The 18,516-nt window shown below is 70.5% G+C and carries 20 protein-coding genes; 3 read left to right on the forward strand and 17 right to left on the reverse strand.

Features of this window, described 5'->3' with window-relative positions; translation table 11 throughout:
- Nucleotides 1-173 precede the first annotated feature (173 nt).
- From ACZ4E1_RS17475 to ACZ4E1_RS17510, 8 genes are all read right to left on the reverse strand, one after another.
- Complete coding sequence (locus tag ACZ4E1_RS17475) at nt 174-1,877, reverse strand: proline--tRNA ligase (protein WP_467539986.1); 1,704 nt, start codon at nt 1,875-1,877, stop codon at nt 174-176.
- A 71-nt stretch (nt 1,878-1,948) separates the two neighbouring features.
- On the reverse strand, nt 1,949-2,509 hold the full coding sequence (locus ACZ4E1_RS17480) for a GNAT family N-acetyltransferase (RefSeq protein WP_399129555.1): 561 nt from the start codon (nt 2,507-2,509) through the stop codon (nt 1,949-1,951).
- Nucleotides 2,510-2,538: 29 nt separating this feature from the next.
- Nucleotides 2,539-3,387: a GNAT family N-acetyltransferase gene (locus ACZ4E1_RS17485; protein ID WP_467539987.1), complete on the reverse strand. Its 849-nt coding sequence runs from the start codon at nt 3,385-3,387 to the stop codon at nt 2,539-2,541.
- A gap of 246 nt (nt 3,388-3,633) precedes the next feature.
- A complete protein-coding gene (gene ispG / locus ACZ4E1_RS17490; protein WP_188336555.1) occupies nt 3,634-4,791 on the reverse strand; it encodes a flavodoxin-dependent (E)-4-hydroxy-3-methylbut-2-enyl-diphosphate synthase in 1,158 nt (385 codons plus the stop codon).
- A gap of 148 nt (nt 4,792-4,939) precedes the next feature.
- Entirely contained in the window at nt 4,940-6,241 is a 1,302-nt protein-coding gene (locus ACZ4E1_RS17495) for a M50 family metallopeptidase (RefSeq protein WP_467539988.1), read from the reverse strand.
- Nucleotides 6,238-7,506 (reverse strand): 1-deoxy-D-xylulose-5-phosphate reductoisomerase, encoded by a 1,269-nt coding sequence (gene dxr / locus ACZ4E1_RS17500; RefSeq protein WP_467539989.1) that lies wholly within the window; start codon nt 7,504-7,506, stop codon nt 6,238-6,240. The genes ACZ4E1_RS17495 and dxr overlap by 4 nt, the downstream gene beginning before the upstream one ends.
- A 64-nt stretch (nt 7,507-7,570) precedes the next feature.
- Entirely contained in the window at nt 7,571-9,493 is a 1,923-nt protein-coding gene (locus ACZ4E1_RS17505; protein WP_467539990.1) for an acyl-CoA dehydrogenase family protein, read from the reverse strand.
- A gap of 143 nt (nt 9,494-9,636) precedes the next feature.
- Nucleotides 9,637-10,041: a hypothetical protein gene (locus ACZ4E1_RS17510; RefSeq protein ID WP_467539991.1), complete on the reverse strand. Its 405-nt coding sequence runs from the start codon at nt 10,039-10,041 to the stop codon at nt 9,637-9,639.
- 163 nt (nt 10,042-10,204) lie between these two features.
- Here ACZ4E1_RS17510 and ACZ4E1_RS17515 point away from each other — a divergent pair, with 163 nt between their 5' ends.
- Nucleotides 10,205-10,882, forward strand: coding sequence for a DUF5701 family protein (locus tag ACZ4E1_RS17515; protein ID WP_467539992.1), 678 nt, complete (start codon nt 10,205-10,207; stop codon nt 10,880-10,882).
- Between the two features lie 358 nt (nt 10,883-11,240).
- Here ACZ4E1_RS17515 and ACZ4E1_RS17520 read toward each other — a convergent pair whose 3' ends face one another.
- The 7 genes from ACZ4E1_RS17520 to ACZ4E1_RS17550 all read right to left on the reverse strand — a co-directional run bounded on the left by ACZ4E1_RS17520 (nt 11,241) and on the right by ACZ4E1_RS17550 (nt 15,723).
- Nucleotides 11,241-11,552 carry a GNAT family N-acetyltransferase gene (locus tag ACZ4E1_RS17520; protein WP_467540690.1) on the reverse strand — a complete coding sequence of 104 codons (312 nt, stop codon included), beginning with the start codon at nt 11,550-11,552 and terminating at the stop codon, nt 11,241-11,243.
- 649 nt (nt 11,553-12,201) lie between these two features.
- Nucleotides 12,202-12,654 (reverse strand): NUDIX hydrolase, encoded by a 453-nt coding sequence (locus ACZ4E1_RS17525; RefSeq protein WP_467539993.1) that lies wholly within the window; start codon nt 12,652-12,654, stop codon nt 12,202-12,204.
- Entirely contained in the window at nt 12,651-13,286 is a 636-nt protein-coding gene (locus ACZ4E1_RS17530) for a dTMP kinase (RefSeq protein WP_467539994.1), read from the reverse strand. The genes ACZ4E1_RS17525 and ACZ4E1_RS17530 overlap by 4 nt, the downstream gene beginning before the upstream one ends.
- Nucleotides 13,283-14,311, reverse strand: a complete 1,029-nt coding sequence (locus ACZ4E1_RS17535; RefSeq protein WP_467539995.1) for a radical SAM protein — start codon at nt 14,309-14,311, stop codon at nt 13,283-13,285. The genes ACZ4E1_RS17530 and ACZ4E1_RS17535 overlap by 4 nt, the downstream gene beginning before the upstream one ends.
- A 75-nt stretch (nt 14,312-14,386) precedes the next feature.
- Complete coding sequence (locus ACZ4E1_RS17540; RefSeq protein ID WP_467539996.1) at nt 14,387-14,584, reverse strand: hypothetical protein; 198 nt, start codon at nt 14,582-14,584, stop codon at nt 14,387-14,389.
- 126 nt (nt 14,585-14,710) lie between these two features.
- Nucleotides 14,711-15,196 carry a DUF6415 family natural product biosynthesis protein gene (locus ACZ4E1_RS17545; protein ID WP_467539997.1) on the reverse strand — a complete coding sequence of 162 codons (486 nt, stop codon included), beginning with the start codon at nt 15,194-15,196 and terminating at the stop codon, nt 14,711-14,713.
- Nucleotides 15,193-15,723: a hypothetical protein gene (locus ACZ4E1_RS17550; RefSeq protein WP_467539998.1), complete on the reverse strand. Its 531-nt coding sequence runs from the start codon at nt 15,721-15,723 to the stop codon at nt 15,193-15,195. The genes ACZ4E1_RS17545 and ACZ4E1_RS17550 overlap by 4 nt, the downstream gene beginning before the upstream one ends.
- A gap of 199 nt (nt 15,724-15,922) precedes the next feature.
- Between ACZ4E1_RS17550 and ACZ4E1_RS17555 the strand changes: the two genes are divergently transcribed.
- Both ACZ4E1_RS17555 and ACZ4E1_RS17560 read left to right on the forward strand, forming a co-directional pair.
- Entirely contained in the window at nt 15,923-17,035 is a 1,113-nt protein-coding gene (locus tag ACZ4E1_RS17555; RefSeq protein ID WP_467539999.1) for a helix-turn-helix domain-containing protein, read from the forward strand.
- A 15-nt stretch (nt 17,036-17,050) separates the two neighbouring features.
- Nucleotides 17,051-17,638, forward strand: a complete 588-nt coding sequence (locus ACZ4E1_RS17560; RefSeq protein ID WP_467540000.1) for an HD domain-containing protein — start codon at nt 17,051-17,053, stop codon at nt 17,636-17,638.
- A gap of 279 nt (nt 17,639-17,917) precedes the next feature.
- Here ACZ4E1_RS17560 and ACZ4E1_RS17565 read toward each other — a convergent pair whose 3' ends face one another.
- Both ACZ4E1_RS17565 and ACZ4E1_RS17570 read right to left on the reverse strand, forming a co-directional pair.
- Nucleotides 17,918-18,271, reverse strand: coding sequence for a hypothetical protein (locus ACZ4E1_RS17565; RefSeq protein ID WP_467540001.1), 354 nt, complete (start codon nt 18,269-18,271; stop codon nt 17,918-17,920).
- Nucleotides 18,272-18,274: 3 nt separating this feature from the next.
- Entirely contained in the window at nt 18,275-18,514 is a 240-nt protein-coding gene (locus ACZ4E1_RS17570; protein WP_467540002.1) for a holin, read from the reverse strand.
- Between the last annotated feature and the right edge of the window lie 2 nt (nt 18,515-18,516).

Here is an 18,516-nt window from a genome sequence, read left to right on the forward strand (position 1 = left end):
CCGCGCCCCTGAAATGCATGCCCTTCGGGCGCATTTCCCCGATAGAGGCTGAGCGGCGAAGCCGCTCGCCTCTAGGGGCGCGGGGAACTGCGCGACCAGCCACGACGGACCCGCACCCGGCGACGAAAGGGGTCACGCCCCTTCGGAAGCCGCCAGGCACGGCTCCGGCAGGATCAGGCGGAGGTCAGGCGGGCTACGGCTTCCTCGACCGAGAGTTCCTCGCGCTCACCGGTGCGGCGGTCCTTGAGCTCGACGATGCCGTCGGCGCTGCGGCGGCCCGCGACCAGGATCTGCGGGACGCCGATGAGCTCGGAGTCGGTGAACTTGACGCCGGGCGAGATGCCGGGGCGGTCGTCGACCAGGACGCGGACACCGGCGGCGGCCAGCTTGTCGGAGACCTCGAGGGCCAGCTCGGTCTGGAGCGCCTTGCCGGCGGCGACGACGTGGACGTCGGCCGGGGCGATCTCGGCGGGCCAGACGAGACCCTTGTCGTCGGCGTGCTGCTCGGCGAGCGCGGCGACGGCGCGGGAGACGCCGATGCCGTAGGAGCCCATCGTGACGCGGACCGGCTTGCCGTTCTGGCCGAGGACGTCGAGCTGGAAGGCGTCGGCGTACTTGCGGCCCAGCTGGAAGATGTGGCCGATCTCGATGGCGCGGTCCAGCTTCAGGCCGGTGCCGCAGTTGGGGCAGGGGTCGCCTTCCTGGACGACCACGACGTCGACGTAGGCGTCGACCTCGAAGTCACGGCCCGCGACGACGTTCTTCGCGTGCACGCCGTCCTTGTTGGCACCGGTGATCCAGGAGGTGCCGGGGGCGACGCGGGGGTCGGCGAGGTACTGGACCTTCTCCAGGCCCTGCGGGCCGACGTAGCCGCGCACGAGGTCGGGGCGGTCGGTGAAGTCCTCGGCGGTGACGAGCTCGACGGCGGCCGGGGCGAAGTGGGCCTCGACCTTGTCCATGTCGACCTCGCGGTCGCCGGGGACGCCGACGGCGACGATCTCGCCGTCGACCTTCACTAGCAGGTTCTTGAGGGTGGCGGAGGCCTCGACACCGAGGTGCGCGGCGAGCGTCTCGATGGTGGGGGTGTCCGGGGTGGGGATCTCCTCGAGGGCGGGCACGCCGGCCGCGTCCACGGCCTTCAGCTCGAAGGAGACGGCCTCGGTGTTCGCCGCGTACTCACAGTTCGGGCAGTCGGCGAAGGTGTCCTCGCCGGCCGCGGCCGGGGCGAGGAACTCCTCGGACTTGGAGCCGCCCATGGCGCCGGCGGTGGCGGCGCAGATGCGGTAGTCGAGGCCGAGGCGCTCGAAGATGCGCTGGTAGGCGGCGCGGTGCAGCGCGTAGGACTGGGCGAGGCCCTCGTCCTCCAGGTCGAAGGAGTAGGAGTCCTTCATCTGGAACTCGCGACCGCGCAGGATACCGGCGCGGGGGCGGGCCTCGTCGCGGTACTTGGTCTGGATCTGGTAGAGGATCACGGGCAGGTCCTTGTAGGACGTGCACTGGTCCTTGACCAGCTGGGTGAAGATCTCCTCGTGGGTCGGGCCGAGGAGGTAGTCGCCGCCCTTGCGGTCGTTGAGGCGGAACAGCTCGGCGCCGTACTCCTCCCAGCGGCCGGTCGCCTCGTAGGGCTCCTTGGGCAGCAGGGCGGGGAGCAGGACCTCCTGGGCGCCGATGGCGTCCATCTCCTCGCGGACGACGCGCTCGACGTTGGCGTAGACCTTGCGGCCGAGCGGCAGCCAGGACCAGACGCCGGCGGCGGTGCGGCGCACGTAACCGGCGCGGACGAGGAGCTTGTGGCTCAGCACCTCGGCGTCCGCCGGGTCGTCGCGCAGGGTCTTCACCATCAACCGGGACATGCGCTGGACCTGGACCTTGGCCATGATTTGTGACTCCTGCTGCGAAAGGGTGGTCCCTGGAGGTTAGCCGGGCGCCCGCCGCCGCCGGAAATCGGTTATGCGTTCCGCCGCAGCGGCAGGGGGGCGCCCATCACCGCGTACGGCTTCGGAGCGCTCGGGAAGACGACCTGGCGGGCCAGGTCCTCGTAGCCGAGGGAGCGGTACAGGCCGCGGGCCGGGCTCTCGTGGTCGATCGCGGAGAGGATCGAGCGGGGCTGCAGGGCGGTGTCGGTGATCGTGGTGATGAGGGTGCGGCCGATGCCGCGGTTCTGGTAGCCGGGGTGGACGTGCAGCTCGGTGATGACGAAGGAGTCGTCGAGCCAGTCCTCGGTGCCGCGGGCGCGCAGATACGGCTCGACGACCGTGGACCACCAGTGCAGGCGGTCGTTGGGCATGCCGTAGACGAAGCCGACGAGACGGCCGCTCTCGGTGGTCGCGCCGAGCGCGCGGGCGCCCGGGTACGTCATGTGCCGCAGCACGATCTGCCGGCGTACGGCGATCTCGTCGTCGCTGAGCCCGAAGGCGTGGGCCTGGACGGCGAGGGCCTCGTCGACGCGGCTGCTCAGGTCGAGGTGGCCGATGGTGACGGTGTCGTCCGTGCGGTTCCGGTGCGGCATGCCCGGAGCGTACCCGGGGGGCCGTGCTCCTAGAACAGGACGCTCATGAACGCTCCGACCTCCTGGAATCCCACGCGGCGGTACGCGGCGCGGGCCGGGGTGTTGAAGTCGTTCACGTAGAGGCTGACGACGGGGGCGACGTCGGCCAGCGCGTAGCGCAGGACGGCTGCCATGCCGGGGGCGGCGAGGCCGCGACCGCGGTACTCGGGGGCGACCCAGACGCCCTGGATCTGGCAGGCGTCGGCGGTCGCGGCGCCGATCTCGGCCTTGAAGACGACGTTGCCGTGCTCGTCGAGGCGGGCGAAGGAGCGGCCGGAGCCGACCAGTTCGGCGACCCGGGCCTGGTAGAGCAGCCCGCCGTCGCCGGCCAGCGGGGAGACGCCGACCTCCTCGGTGAACATCGCCACGCACGCCGGCATGATCGTGTCCATCTCGTCCTTGCGGATGCGGCGGACGTACGGGTCCGGGGCGAGGTCGGCGGGCATCCGGTCGGTGACCATGAGCGGCTGGTGGGCGCGGACGTCGCGGGCCGGGCCCCAGCTGGGTTCGAGCAGCTGCCACAGGCGGGCGGTGGGTTCCGCGGGGCCCACGATGGAGGAGCAGCGGCGGCCGGCCCGGCGGGCGCGGTCGGCGAAGCCCCGTACGGCGCGGTCGGTGGCGCAGATCGGGACGAGGTTGGCGCCCGCGTAGCACAGGGACTGGAGCATGCCGTCCTCGTACCAGCCCCACATCTCGCCGCCGAGCCGCCAGGGGTCGAGGCCGGCGATGCGGACGCGGGCCGTCACGAAGGCGTTCGCGACGGGGTCGCGGTCGAGCACGGCGAGGGCGGCGTCCAGGTCACTCGGTTCGAGGACCCGGGTGGTGGTCTGGGTCAGCACGGGGCCTCATCTTGCTGGGGGCGCGGAGCGTCTCCGACTGTACCTCTGCGTTCGGCTCGGCGGGATCCGCCTGCTCGTCTGCCGGGTGCCCTTGTGTGGCGGGTGCGGGCGGGTGGGGGCTGGTCGCGCAGTTCCCCGCGCCCCTTAAATGCAGACGCTTCGCGTCGCATTTCCCCGATGGGAAGCGCCCCTGAGATGGCGCACGGAGTGCGCATCTCAGGGGCGCGGGGAACTGCGCGAGCCGGGTCAGCCCGCGATGGCCACCGTCGGCTCGCCGGAGGCCACGCCGTCCTTCTCCATCTGCTCCGCGATCTTGAGGGCTTCCTCGATGAGGGTCTCCACGATCTTGGACTCGGGGACGGTCTTGATGACCTCGCCCTTGACGAAGATCTGGCCCTTGCCGTTGCCGGAGGCGACGCCGAGGTCGGCCTCGCGGGCCTCGCCCGGGCCGTTCACGACGCAGCCCATGACGGCGACGCGGAGCGGGACCTCCATGCCGTCGAGGCCGGCCGTGACCTCCTCGGCGAGCTTGTAGACGTCGACCTGGGCGCGGCCGCAGGACGGGCAGGAGACGATCTCCAGGCGGCGGGGCTTCAGGTTCAGCGACTCCAGGATCTGGTTGCCCACCTTGATCTCCTCGACCGGCGGGGCCGACAGGGAGACGCGGATGGTGTCGCCGATGCCCTCGGAGAGCAGCGCGCCGAACGCGACGGCGGACTTGATCGTGCCCTGGAAGGCGGGACCGGCCTCGGTGACGCCCAGGTGGAGGGGGTAGTCGCACTTCTCGGCGAGCAGCCGGTACGCGTTGACCATGACCACCGGGTCGTTGTGCTTGACCGAGATCTTGATGTCGCGGAAGCCGTGCTCCTCGAAGAGGGACGCCTCCCAGAGGGCGGACTCGACGAGCGCCTCGGGGGTGGCCTTGCCGTACTTCTGGAGCAGGCGGCGGTCGAGGGAGCCCGCGTTCACGCCGATGCGGATCGGGGTGCCGTGGTCGTTCGCCGCCTGGGCGATCTCCTTGACCTTGTCGTCGAACTGCTTGATGTTGCCCGGGTTGACCCGGACCGCGGCGCAGCCGGCCTCGATGGCCGCGAAGACGTACTTCGGCTGGAAGTGGATGTCGGCGATCACGGGGATCTGCGACTTCTGGGCGATGATCGGCAGCGCGTCGGCGTCGTCCTGCGTGGGGCAGGCCACGCGGACGATCTGGCAGCCGGACGCGGTGAGCTCGGCGATCTGCTGGAGGGTCGCGCCGATGTCCGACGTACGCGTCGTCGTCATCGACTGGACGGAGACCGGGGCGTCGCCGCCGACGGCCACGGTGCCGACCTGGATCTGCCGGCTCTTGCGCCGCTCGGCGAGCTTGGTCGGTACGTCCGGCATGCCGAGTGAAATCGCAGTCATCTGCTGTGCAACCCCAAGGTGTGGATCGAGTCCCAGGATTCCGAGATTACGTCACCGGCCGGGCCCCCAGCACATCGCGCCCCTTCACACCACCCAAAGGGGGACGCCCGGGCCCACAGGGGACCCGGGCGTCATGAAGCGTGCGTGATCAGGAGATTTTCACGGGATTAACGACGTCGGCGATGAGCACCAGGATGGTGAAGCAGACGAAGATCCCGGCCACCACGTAGGCCACGGGCATGAGCTTCGCTACATCGAACGGGCCCGGGTCGGGTCGCCGGAAGACCCGCGCCACATTCCGCCGCAGGGCCTCCCACAGGGCTCCCGCGATGTGCCCGCCGTCGAGCGGGAGCAGCGGCAGCATGTTGAAGAGGAACAGCGACAGGTTGAAGCCCGCGACCAGCATCAGCGACATGGCCAGCTTCTGGGTGGCGGGGATGTCGAGGGCGGCGATGTCGCCTCCGACGCGGGCCGCGCCGACCACGCCCATCGGGGAGTCCTGCTCGCGCGGGCCGTCGCCGAACGCGGCGTCCCACAGGGCCGGGATCTTCGCCGGGAGGGCGACGATGGAGTCGGCGGCGTCGCCGACCCGGTCGCCCATCCAGCTCACGGAGTCGCCGAAGTCCTGGTGGACGACGCCGGTGGCGGCGGTGAAGCCGAGGAAGCCGGCCTTCACGTAGCCGTCGACGATCTGGCCGCTGGAGTCCTTCTTCGCCACCAGGTTCGTGGCGATCTTCGCGGTGAGCGTCTTCTGCTGTCCGTCGCGCTCGACGACGATCGGGACGGTCTTGCCGGCGCTCTTGCGGATCTCGTCGGACAGGGTGTTCCACTTGTCCGTCGTGACCCCGTTGAAGGACACGATCTTGTCCTTCGCCTGGAGACCCGCGGCCTTGGCCGGGGAGGCCGCGTCGGACTTCTTGCAGGTGTCGCGCTCGGCGCTGGCCTTGATGACGCAGGGCGAGACGGACTCGACCACGTTCGTCTGCTGGGTGATGCCGAAGCCCATCAGCACGACGAAGAACAGGGCGACCGCGAGGATCAGGTTCATGAACGGTCCGGCGAACATGACGATCACGCGCTTCCACGGCTTGCGCGTGTAGAAGAGCCGGGTCTCGTCGCCGGGCTGGACCTCCTCGAAGGCCGCCGCGCGGGCGTCCTCGACCATCGAGCGGAACGGGGAGGTCGAGCGGGCCTCGATCCGGCCGTCCTCGCCGGGCGGGAACATGCCGATCATGCGGATGTAGCCGCCGAGCGGGATGGCCTTGATGCCGTACTCGGTCTCGCCCTTCTTGCGCGACCAGATGGTGGGGCCGAAGCCGACCATGTACTGGGGCACACGGATGCCGAAGAGCTTGGCCGTCGACAGGTGGCCCAGCTCGTGCCAGGCGATGGAGATGAGCAGGCCCACCACGAAGACGACAATGCCGAGGATCATCATCAAGGTCGTCATGCACGAGCCTCCGCGGCTGCCTGGTCCTGCTTCGTCAGTTCACGGGCCCGGGCGCGTGCCCAGGTCTCCGCTTCGAGGACGTCCGCGACGGTCAGGGAAGTTCCCGTTCCGGGTGTGCCGTGTTCGTGCACGACCTCGGTGACGGTCTCCATGATCCCGTTGAACGGCAGGGCGCCCTTCAGGAAGGCGTCCACGCACTCCTCGTTGGCGGCATTGAACACTGCCGGGGCCGTGCCCGCGAGCTCCCCCACGTGCCGGGCGAGCCCGACGGAGGGGAAGGCGTCGGTGTCGAGCGGGTAGAACTCCCAGCTCGACGCCTTGGTCCAGTCGAACGCGGGGGCCGCGTCGGGGATGCGCTCGGGCCAGCCGAGGCCGATGGCGATGGGGCCGCGCATGTCGGGCGGGGTGGCCTGGAGGAGCGAGGAGCCGTCGACGAACTCGACCATGGAGTGGACGTAGGACTGGGGGTGGACGACGACCTCGATGCGGTCGAAGGGGATGTCGTAGAGGAGGTGCGCCTCGATGACCTCCAGTCCCTTGTTGACCAGCGTCGCCGAGTTGATCGTGATGACCGGGCCCATCGCCCAGGTGGGGTGCGCGAGGGCGTCCTCGACCGTGACGTGCGCGAGGTCGGCCTTGGTGCGGCCTCGGAAGGGGCCGCCGGAGGCGGTGACGACGAGCTTGCGGACGTCGGCGCGGGTGCCGGCGGCGAGGGCCTGGAAGAGGGCGGCGTGCTCGGAGTCGACCGGGATGATCTGGCCGGGCTTGGCGATCCGCTTGACGATCGGGCCGCCGACGATCAGCGACTCCTTGTTGGCGAGGGCGAGGGTGCGGCCCGCCTCCAGGGCGGCGAGGGTCGGCGCGAGGCCGATGGAGCCGGTGATGCCGTTGAGGACGGTGTGGCAGTCGCCGCGGCCCGCGATCTCGGTGGCGGCGTCCGGCCCGGCCAGGATCTCCGGCAGCGGCTCCCCGGGCCCGTACTGCGCGGCGAGCGCCTCGCGCAGCGCGGGCACGACGTCCTCGCGGGCCACGGCGACCGTGCGGACGCGCAGCCGGTGGGCCTGCTCGGCGAGCAGGGCGACGCGGCCGCCCGCGGCGCTGAGCGCGGTGACCCGGAACCGGTCCGGGTTGCGCAGCACGAGGTCGATCGCCTGCGTGCCGATCGACCCCGTCGAACCCAGGACGACGATGTCGCGGGGTCCTTCGGCGGGTGCGGGGTCGAAGACGAGGTGAGGGTCCGCGAGGGGCGAGGGGCTTTCGGTCATTCCCCCATTCTTGCGCGCGCCGCCGGTGAGTCCGACAGGGCGCCCCGTCTTGTCGGACGGTCGGCTAGGTGATGCGCCGGTGGACGTTCTCCCGCTTGCTCGGTCCGGGTGTGGCGTCGGCGATCCAGGGTCCGTCGCCGCTCGGGTCGATGACGCCCTCCTCCAGCCAGGTGTAGGCGCCGTCCAGCGTGGCCCTGACGACCTTTCGGTCGTGGTCGTCGGTGTTGGTCCACAGGCGGGCGAAGAGTTCGTCGACGCGGATACGGGCCTGGCGGCAGAAGGCGTCGGCGAGCTGGTGGGCCTCGCGGCCGTGCGGGCCCGTGGTGCGCAGGTGTTCGGCGCGGACGCAGGCGGCGCTCATGGCGAAGAGTTCGGCGCCGATGTCGACGATCCGGCCGAGGAAGCCCTGTTTGGTCTCCATGCGGCCCTGCCAGCGGGACATGGCGTAGAAGGTGGAGCGGGCGAGCTTGCGCGCGGACCGTTCCACGTAGCGCAGATGGGTCGCGAGCTCGCCGAACTCGGTGTAGGAGCTGGGGAGTTGTCCTGGTCCGGCGACGAGTTTGGGCAGCCAGCGGGCGTAGAAGCCGCCGGCCCTGGCGCCCGCCTTCGCCTTGTCGGTGAGGGAGGTGTCGGGGTCGATGAGGTCGCCGGCGACGGTGAGGTGGGCGTCGACGGCCTCGCGGGCGATGAGCAGGTGCATGATCTCGGTGGAGCCCTCGAAGATGCGGTTGATGCGCAGGTCGCGCAGGAGCTGCTCGGCGGGGACGGCGCGTTCGCCGCGGGCGGCGAGGGACTCGGCGGTCTCGAAGCCGCGGCCACCGCGGATCTGGACGAGTTCGTCGGCCATCCGCCAGGCGGCCTCGGAGCCGTAGAGCTTGGCGAGGGCGGCCTCGATGCGGATGTCGTTGCGGTTCTCGTCGGCCATCTGGGAGGAGAGGTCGAGGACGGCTTCGAGGGCGAAGGTCGTGGCGGCGATGTAGCTGATCTTCGCGCCGACGGCCTCGTGGAGCGCGACGGGCCGGCCCCACTGCTCGCGGACCGCGGACCATTCGCGGGCGATCTTCAGGCACCACTTGCCGGCGCCGACGCACATGGCGGGCAGGGAGAGGCGGCCCGTGTTGAGCGTGGTGAGGGCGATCTTGAGGCCGGCGCCCTCGGGGCCGATGCGCTGGTCGGCGGGGACGCGGACCTGATGGAAGCGGGTGACGCCGTTCTCGATGCCGCGCAGGCCCATGAAGGCGTTGCGGTTCTCGACGGTGATGCCCTCGGAGCCGGCCTCGACGACGAACGCGGTGATGCCGCCCTTGTGGCCCTCGGAGGCGGGGACGCGGGCCATGACGACGAGGAGGTCGGCGACGACGCCGTTCGTGGTCCACAGCTTCACGCCGTCGAGGACGTAGTCGTCGCCGTCGGGCACGGCGCTGGTGGCGAGCCGGGCCGGGTCCGAGCCGACGTCGGGCTCGGTGAGCAGGAAGGCGCTGATGTCGGTGCGGGCGCAGCGCGGCAGGTAGCGCTCCTTCTGCTCCTGGGTGCCGAAGGTCTTCACCGGCTGGGGTACGCCGATGGACTGGTGCGCGGAGAGCAGGGCGCCGATCGCGGGGGACACGGAGCCGACGAGGGCGAGTGCCTTGTTGTAGTGGACCTGGGTGAGGCCGAGGCCGCCGTACTCGGGGTCGATCTTCATGCCGAGCGCGCCGAGCCGCTTGAGCCCCTCGATGGTCTCGTCGGGGATGCGGGCCTCGCGTTCGATGCGCGCCGAGTCGACCTCGGTCTCGCAGAAGGCGCGCAGTTCGGCGAGGAACGCCTCGCCGCGCCGCACGTCCTCGTCGGCGGGCACCGGGTGCGGGTGGATGAGGTCGAGGCGGAACCGGCCGAGGAACAGCTCCTTGGCGAAGCTGGGTTTGCGCCAGCCCTGCTCGCGGGCGGCCTCGGCGACCTGCCGGGCCTCGCGCTCGGAGACCTTGGGCCGGTCGGTGGATGCGGTCATGCGGAGCTCACCTCGCCGCTCGTCGGGGGCTTGTGGCTACTCGACCGTAGTACCCGATTTCCGGTGGTTCGGAAAGACGGCGGGACGGGTGCGGGCCCCCGTCGGCGGGGTGGGCGCGGCTCCTCAGGACGCCTCGGTACGCCCTACTTCCACTCGTAGAGCTTGGCGGTGGCCTTGCCGTCGGCCTCCACACGGAACTCGAAGACGCCGGCGACGGTGTTGAGCCGTTCGAACTTCGCGGCGGCGGTCTCGAAGAAGATCGCACCACGCCATTCGACCGCGCCACCGTCGACGAAGCGGCCCACACCGGAGCCGTGCCAGGTGACCGTCTCGCCGTCCTTGGTCAGGTTGAAGCCCTGTCCTTCGCCCCAGAGGGTGCCGTCGGGGCGCAGGACCGACTCGTACGTGCCGGTGTCCTGGATCTCGACCCCGAGCAGGGTGCCGCTCGCCTGGAAGGACGCCTCGGTGACGGGGTGGCCGCCGTCCGTGGACAGCACCCGCATCCCTGTCGTCATCCCCTGTTCCTCGCCTATCGTCTCGCCGAGCATGACGGGACTCCTCTCCGACTCCGCGGATGGTTCCCCCTGTTCCCGGCCTACGCCGGACGGGGGACGCCGTCAAACGGAGCGGTCGGCGGCCCGGGGAACCTTCCGCGGCACGCCCGCGTTCTCTTCGGCGTCCACGCTCCGTACCGCAGGTCAGGGGAACACCGTGCCCGAAACCGAAGCCGAAGCCGAAGCCGCAGACACCGCCACGACCGCGACCGCTCTCCCGCCGCTCACCGTCCAGGCCGAGCGTCTGATCGCACTCGGCGTGCACGAGCTCGCGGGGATCCCCGCGGAGGAACTGCGCGCCTTCGCCGGGCGTGCGCCCGCGGACCCCGGGGGCGACGCGCTGCTCGCCGTCCATCCGGACCGCGTGCCCGCCTCGGCCCTCGCCCCGCTGCTGCGCCGCGAGGGCAGGCCGGGCTTCGTCGTCGTCGACATGGCGGACGTCGACGACTTCGCGCCGGGCGAGGCCGCCGGTCTGCCCGACGCCCCGCTGTACGTGGTCGGCGGCGTCGACCGCGGCGACCGGATGGCCAACTGGAGCCCGGAGGCACTTCCCGCCCTCGCGGCGCAGGACCGTACGCCGCTGGTGCTCAGCGAGGGCATCCACTGGGTGCTCCAGCAGCCGGAGATCCTGGAGCGCAACCACTGCTTCATGACCATCGGCTCCCGGCTGCGCAAGCCGAACGGCGCCCTGGACGCCCGTACGCCGGCGATCTGGATCAGCAACGGCACGGGCCGGGACGGGCGGGAGCGGCGCGGCGCTCCGAAGGTCGGCTGGTGCTGGTGGGGCAACCGGCACACGTGGCTCGGCTTCGGCTCGGCCACGGGCCGGCGGTAGCCGCGCGGGTCCCCCGGGAACGCGAGGACGGCCGAAGCCCCCGCACAGTGGGTGCGCATTACCGGCTCTGACCTGCGATCTTTCATTGACCAGCAGAGACGCGGAACGCATCTCCACGCATCAACCCGCATCCCCCCGTTTCACAGCGGTTCTCCCCCCGCTGCTGTTCCCATGGGAACACGCTGAGAACACGGGCGGACACGTCGAGTCCGACAGCCTGGCTGGTGGGCCTGGTGGCACCAGGCCCACCAGCCGTCGACTGGGCCCTCCCCCGGGCGGCGCAAGCGCGGGTCCTGGAAACTGGCCGAATCTGGAACAGCCGCAGCAATGCGATCCAGCACTCCCCGCGCCCTGGCCGTCAGATGTCGTACCTGGTCACCACACCGAGCGCGGTGACTCCCTCCGTCGCACAGATCCGGTTGGCCGCCCTGTCGACCTCCGTCTGAAGCAGCTGGTAGTCGGCGCCGGCTTGATGCCCCCAGTGCATCGCGTGCCGCCACAAGGCCCTGCCGAGTCCTCGGTCCTGAGCGTCGGGCACGACGGCGAGGTACTGCGGGAGCAGGCGCGACCGACCCGCCACGTCAGTCATCGTCTCCATCGGACCGATCGCGCCGACGACCTCGCTCCCCTGCCAGGCCGTGAAGACGGTGCCCGCGTTGCCGGTGCGCATCCGCTCGTGCAGGAACCCGAAGCCGTGCTCACGCGTCCGGCGGGCGAACGCCCGGAACCCCGCGTCATCCTCACCGTGGACGTACTGACGTACCGGCACCAGCGGCGGCGCGCCGGGACCATCGCCGAATGTCTTGAGGTACACGCGTACGGCCTTCGCACGCCACGGTGGCCGCTCGCCGGGGCGGAGGAACGAGATGACCCGCGCGTGGGCGCCGTGCCGGGACGCGAGGGAGCGCGCGAGGTCGACGCCCGCGTTGAGCGCTTCCCGGCCGCCGTAGACGTGGACCTTCACCATGAACCGGCCGCGCTCGAGAAGGGTGGGGACGAGTAACTGGTCCTGGTCGTGCTCAATGTCCTCGACGAGGACGTGCTCGTCCTTCTCCTCGCCCCAACGGCTGTCTTTGTCGTACGGCAGGCAGCGGCCGCTGCTCGCGTTGCAGAGGACGGCTTCGAAGAGGTCGGCGATCGGGTCCTCGGGGTGGACGGGGCCGAGCGTCGGCACGTACGGGACCGGCATGACGCGGTCAAGCCAGCCGGCCTGGAAGGTGTGGCGGATCAAGGTGTGTCCTTACGTTGTGGCTGGTGACGGCAGCGGCCCTGCACGCCAGAAGGCGCGCCGGGCCGCGGTCGGTGTGTGGCGAACTGGGTCAGCGGGCAGCCGAAGGATCGACGCCGGGGCGCACCAGCCGGTCCGCCAGGAGGAGAGCGAGGGGCCCCGCGGGCAGGAGGAAGCGCCCCTGCTCGGCCGCGGTGATGGCCTCGCGAAGCGGCCACCAGGACAGCTTGAAATCCTCTTCTGTGTCGTTGAGTTCCTGTGGGCCGAGGGTGAGACCTTCAGCGAGGTACAGGGAGACACGGGCATCGCTGCCGAGGGTGATGGCGTAGGTGCCGAGGTGGCGCCACGTACGGGCGCGCACGCCGGCCTCCTCCTTGAGTTCGCGTCGGGCGCACTGCTCGGCGTCCTCGCCCGGGTCTCGCCGTCCGCCGGGAAGGAACATCTCCCCGTGTTCGGCGCTGCGGGAGCTGAGGACAGCTACGCGTCCCTCGTCGTCCAGAGCGACGACGACGGATGCGTCCTGAAGGTTCGGAGTGCCGGTCATGTGCTCGATTCCATGAGGTGATCGGTGATGGTGTCGGCGAGTTCGCCGGGGCTGAGGTCGTCGGTGTCGAGGACGACGGCGGTCGGGTCGTCGGCGGCGACCTTGTCGAAGTTCTCGCGGAGCCTGGCCAGCCGTCCCGGAACATTCATCATGTCGCTGTCGTCCTGGTTGAAGTCCCTTTTGCGGGACATCCGGTGTCGGAGTGTCTGGTCCGTGCACCGGAGGTAGAACGTGCGGTCGGGGGCCAGTAAGTAGGGACGGAACGGGGTGAGGAGTTCGGCGACCTGACCCATGTCAAGTTCGTGCACGGCGGAGTGGTAGGCGAGCACGGAGGAGATGTAGCGGTCGGAGACGACCGGGCCGGTGGCCAGTTCGTGCCGGATGATGTCTGAGGCGTGCAGGACGCCAGAGAGATAGAACGCGAACTGTGGGAGCGCCCGCGTGCGGGCGTTCATGACGGGAGCCCACGGCATGTAGAAGTCGGGCACGGTGTGGAGCGTGCCGGCGTTGAGGCGCGCGGTGAGCTCGCGCGCGAGGGTGGACTTCCCGATGCCGGAGATGCCTTCGAGGATGATGAACGGCCCGTTCCTGGTGGGGGCTCCCGGCGTGTAGGAGCCGTACAGGGGGCTCACAGGGTGCCCTCGGTGAACGCGGACAGGTGGCGGGCGATGGCGGGCGCGACCTGGTCCGAGCCGGCGAGGTGCGGGCGGATATCCAGGCGCAGGTCTTCGCGGAGGAGGCAGGGCTGGATGCCTCCTGCGTGGTCCATGCGCAAGGACCAGAGCCCTTCAACGCACCGGGGCTTGAGGGGGCAGCCTCCGCACTGGCCAACGTGGTGGCGGCCCAGCGTGCGCTGGATGATGTCGACCTCCACGCCGTCGATACGAAAGACGCGGCGCCCTTGCCCGACCCCCGCGATCTCGGTCCGCTCGTCGCTGGTGAGGGTCCGCAGGTGCTCGATGAGCGGTTCCGACGGCACGGCCGAGTCCCTGTGCGCCTCGTTGTGCTCGGTGTCCACCAGCTCGATGAACTGGACCGGCAGGCGGTGCTCAAGGGCGTAGTCGAGGATCGGCAGAATCTCGTGCTCGTTCTCGCGTTGCAGAAGCGTGTTCAGCTCGACGCGTTCGAACATGTCCCGAGCCGCGTCGATGCCGTCGAGAATTTTCCCGATCCCGAACCGGACGCCCGCGATCTCGAAGAGGCTCTCGTCGGAGAAGTAGTGCAGGCTCACTTTCACCTTGTCGAGCGGCGTAGTCGCCAGCCATGGGGCGTTACGTCGGATGAGGCTGCCGTTCGTGATGAGCGTGTACGAGCCGTCCGCCCCGACATCGGGCAGGTTGGTCAGGACGGGGCGGGCGAGCGCGGACAGGAGCGGTTCCCCGCCGGTGAAGTACACGCGCTTGAGCCCGGCGTCGATCACCTCCCGCAGCACACGCGTGTAGTCGTCGGCGGTCAGCTCACCGGGCCGGGGGCGCACCTGCCGGTTCGCGCGGGTAAGCGGTGGGGGGACGTCTCCCTCGTTGTGGCAGAACCAGCAGGTCTCGTTGCACAACGGGGTGAGCGAGACGCGGAACTGCCCGCGCAGCGCGGCGAAGTTCCGCAGGGCAGTCCAGTCGGTCTCGGTCGGGGACACGGACGACAACACGGGGATGGTCACGGCGACCTCCGGTCGATCGAGTCGGGTGAGACCCGCCCCGCCCTGCGACGGGGGTGCACACGGGCGGGGCGGGGGTCAGCGGGAGACGGGAGCCGGTCGGCCCTTGTCCAGGAAGTGGTCTCGGGCCTTCGCGGTGAGGCGTCGGATACACGGCTCGCAGGCGTGGAGCGGTGCGGCGGGCCCGTCCCAGTGCACGGGCCCGATCCACATGACCGGCACGCTGGTCCGCTCGCAGTAGAGCCAGCAATCGCCGGTGATCCATTCGGCCTTCACGCCGAGGGCTCCTTCCGTCTCGTCGTGTCGGCTCCGGCCGCCACCGTGGCTGGGCACACGGGGATGGCGGCGGCCAGAGCCATCCCCAGGAACAAGGCGCGGAGCCCCGGGGAGACTTGGGGGTGGTCAGGCACTGGCATGGTTCGGGGCGTCGCCGAGCGGACACAGGTGGTGACTCTCACGGCACGGGCCGCAGGCGAGGAGGCCGCGTCCCCCGCCGCTGCTGGACTGGATGACCCGCACAAGGCGGGCGTCCTCGGTGAAGGTCCGGCACCAGGCGCACGGCTTGCGCCCGTCGCGGATGTCGACGAGCAGATTGCACAGCAGTCGGCAGCAGGTGGTCAGGTTCTCCAGATGCCAGGTGGCCGCGTGAAGGCTTTCACCGCACCCCTTCGTCACGGTTCGGACGGTCCAGTCGACGATCCGCTGGATCGCCGTGTACCTCCCCGCCTCGACCGTCGTGAGGAGCTGGCGGACCTCGGGCAGGAGCCGGTCGGCGTATGCCTCCAAGCGGGCGGTCTCCGTCCTCGCCTGGTCGACGGTGGCGACGACCGGCGGCTCCTGGACGTGTCCGAGGATCTCCAGGACGTCGGCCTCCGCGTCGCTCGTCATCCCGTGGCCTCGCCGCGGTTGTACAGGCCCACCTGGATGAGGTGCCCGACCGCGTCCACGTCGCACAGGACGCCCGCGCTCTTCATCGGCACGACCCAGCAACAGCGCTGCACCTCAGGGTCGTTGTGGGCCGGGTTCGGGACGCCGAGGAACGACGCCGGCCCCAGGCACTCGGCATCAGGCGCGACCTTCGCCCAGCCCGGAAGCCGGTAGGCGCTCCGGGGCACGAGCGCGTAGTAGAGCCGGGACGACTGGTCCACGAACACCGGTCCGTCGACGACGTCCTTGAGGAACGTCTGCACGCTGTCCCAGTCGTCGGTGCCGGCCGCTGCGTGCACGAGGCCAGCGTCGATGCGTACAGCGCTGAAGGTGAGGCCACAGCGCAGGACCGTGATGCCCTGCTCCCGCCACTCCTCGGCCGCCACTGTCGAGTCGGGCGCCGTCGACAGGAGCCAGTGCGCGGCGGCGAGCAGCCGTGCCGCTCGTGCCGGAATGGCTGCCCCCGCGGGCGCTCTCGCAACGGTCACCGGAACAACCTCCGCACTGGAGCGGGAGCACCGGCCTGCCTGGGTCGCCAGGACGGGAAGGTGAAGAACAGCGCCCATCGGATGCGGCCTCCCTCTACGCTCGAATCGGACGCATACGACGTTAGAAAGCCGCGACCACCTGCTGAAGTGACTGGCAGTACGGGTGCGTTGCCGCATGAAGCGGGGAATGGAGCCCCCTATGGGGACGACCGCAAGTAGAACCCTGACCGGTGGTCAGGGAAGGGGCTCACGCCCACGTTCGGGCATCATCTCGGGGTACGTCTTCCGGGTCATACGGGAGCAGCTGGGGCACACGCAGGACGGTGCGGCTGACCTCCTGAAGGTGTCGGCCGACACGATCGCCGGATGGGAGAGCGGACGCCGCCCGCTCACCGCGGTGCCGGTCGGGCAGATGCTCGGCTACCGTCACCGGCTGATGCAGATGGGCACCGCGCCCGCGCTTCTCCAGGCCCTGGAGCGGGCCCTCGAGGCGGACGTTCTCCTGGCGAGCGCGCTCGACGAGGACACACCAGTGGAGGAGAGTCCACTGGGCACGATGGTGATGCAGCGCGATCTCGGCGAGGTCCTCGCCTGGCCGCTCAGCGGCATCGCCCCACAATCGGTGCGCACGCTGCCGCCCCCGCCCCGCCCACGCCGTGGCCCTTCGCCGGCCGGGCCTGAACTCGCCGCCCCCGACCGGGACCGCTTCTTCGCGACCATGCGTCGCACGGCGGAGATGGCGCGCGGCGAGGACCAGTTCCTGCTGCGCCGCCAGGCCCTGTACCTCGCGGGCTACGACAAGCAGCCGGACACGAGCGACTGGCTCGCGCACCAGCAGAGCACGGAACGGCCGAGCGACTGGCTCACTCTCTGGCTCAACTCCCGCAGCGTCGCGTCCGTCGCCGCCCGGCAGGGTGACCGCGACCGGATGGCCTACTTCATCGACACGGCCCTCGCCGACGATGCCGGCGAGGCCGCGAACCTCAACTACTGGGCGTACTGGCTCGGCGAGATGCCGCACGTCGAGTTGTCCGACGACTTCATCGCCTCGCCGAACCCCGGCGCCTGGCCCGGCGACCAACTCCTAGGACACCTCGCACGCGGTCTTGACACCCGCCACGGATACATCGATCTCAACATCCACAGCGTGTGGGCGCTGTTGCGGATCCGGCCGAACCTGATCCGAAGCGGTGCGGCCGCCCGCGCCCTACGCGAGCGGCTGACCGTGATGTTGGATAGCGGGGAGCTGTCGTCGCGCGGGCGGCGGGAGCTGGAGAGCATCGAGTACGCGATCCGCCTCGCTGAGGCGTGAAAGGGGAGCCCGACCGTGGCCGAAGACCTCACCGCAGTAGCGCGGTTCGTGTTCGAGGCGGGGACGCTCAAGCAGACGAAGCGCTCCGGATGGTGGATGGCCGGCGTGCGCGACCCCGAGTCTGTCGCCGAGCACTCCTGGCGCACATCCCTGCTCGCATCGGTCATCGCCAAGCTCGAAGGCGCCGACCCTGCCCAGGCCGCCTTCCTTGCCGTCTGGCACGACACCGGCGAGACCCGCACCGGCGACGTCAACCACCTCGGGAAGAAGTACGCGAGCGGCGAGGCTGACCCGCGCGACATCGCCGCTGACCAAGTTGCCGGTATGCCCGAGATCCTCGCCGACACCGTGCGCGCCCTCATTGGCGAGTACGAGGCTAAGGAGTCCGCGGAGGCCATCTGCGCCCGCGACGCCGACAAACTGGAGTGCATGATCCAGGGCATCGAGTACAAGGCCCAGGGCTACGCGAACGCGCAGCGGTGGATCGACAACAGCCGCAGCCGTCTCACCACCAAGTCGGCCAATGAACTCGCCGACGCGATCCTCGCCACTGACACCCTCGACTGGCTGCGTGCCGCGCTAGGCGAGGAGAAGCGGGCCTGACGGGCGAAGGTGAGCGGCCTGCCTGGGTTCCACGCGAGGCAGCACCGCTACACCCCTGCAAGCGCCGCAACATGGGCTATCAGGACGAGCCCCACAGTATCGGCCGGCACTGACACCGCCCGGGCAGAGGAGAGCCCCGCCGACAGGGGGTATCGGCGGGGCGGGGTGGGTCGCTCCAGTGTGGCAGCGGGAATCCGCTGTGTGCGGCTTTCGGCGAAATGTGACCTGCGCTACGTGCAGGGAGGAGGCCCGCCGCCAGCCGCTGCAGCGGGCCTCCGGTCAGGGGGCGGCCGGCTCGTCCGGGTCTTCGGGCGGGCAGAGCCGAGCGAGACGCTGGTTGGCCAGGTCGACCGCGTCTCGCAGTGAACCGCCCGAGTTGGGGTACAGCTCGTGCTCGAAGCGGCCCAAGCGCTCCTCGATCGATCCGACGCGCTCCATGATCCCTGGGCGGCCTGGCACTCCTGGGCGTTCCTCCTCGCCCGCCCAGTCGTCCATGAACTGGTCGATCCTGGCGTGGAGGCGCAGCGCCCCGCGTAGTGCCCTCCACAGGAGTCCAACGACGGCCGCGAGGACGGTTATCGCTCCGCCCCAGACGATCGCCGTGTCGAGGGCGGGGACGCCAGTCGCCTCCACGGTTCAGCCTCCGGCCTGCGAGTTGTCGGTGGCGCGCGGGGTGTGCTTCGCCCTCCAGCCAGACACTGCGGTGATCGCCGTGGGCACGAGCGCCAGCACGAACGGGGTGAGGCCGTCGGGCAGCCACTCGACGAGCCGCGCGTTGTCCTGGAGCGCGGCCAGCGAGCCGAGCAGTCCCGCTGATCCCACGTACGCCGCGGCGGTAGCGGCGGTCACCTTCTTTTCGATCGGTGCATTCGACATGG

Source organism: Streptomyces sp. NPDC025806 (assembly GCF_055558275.1).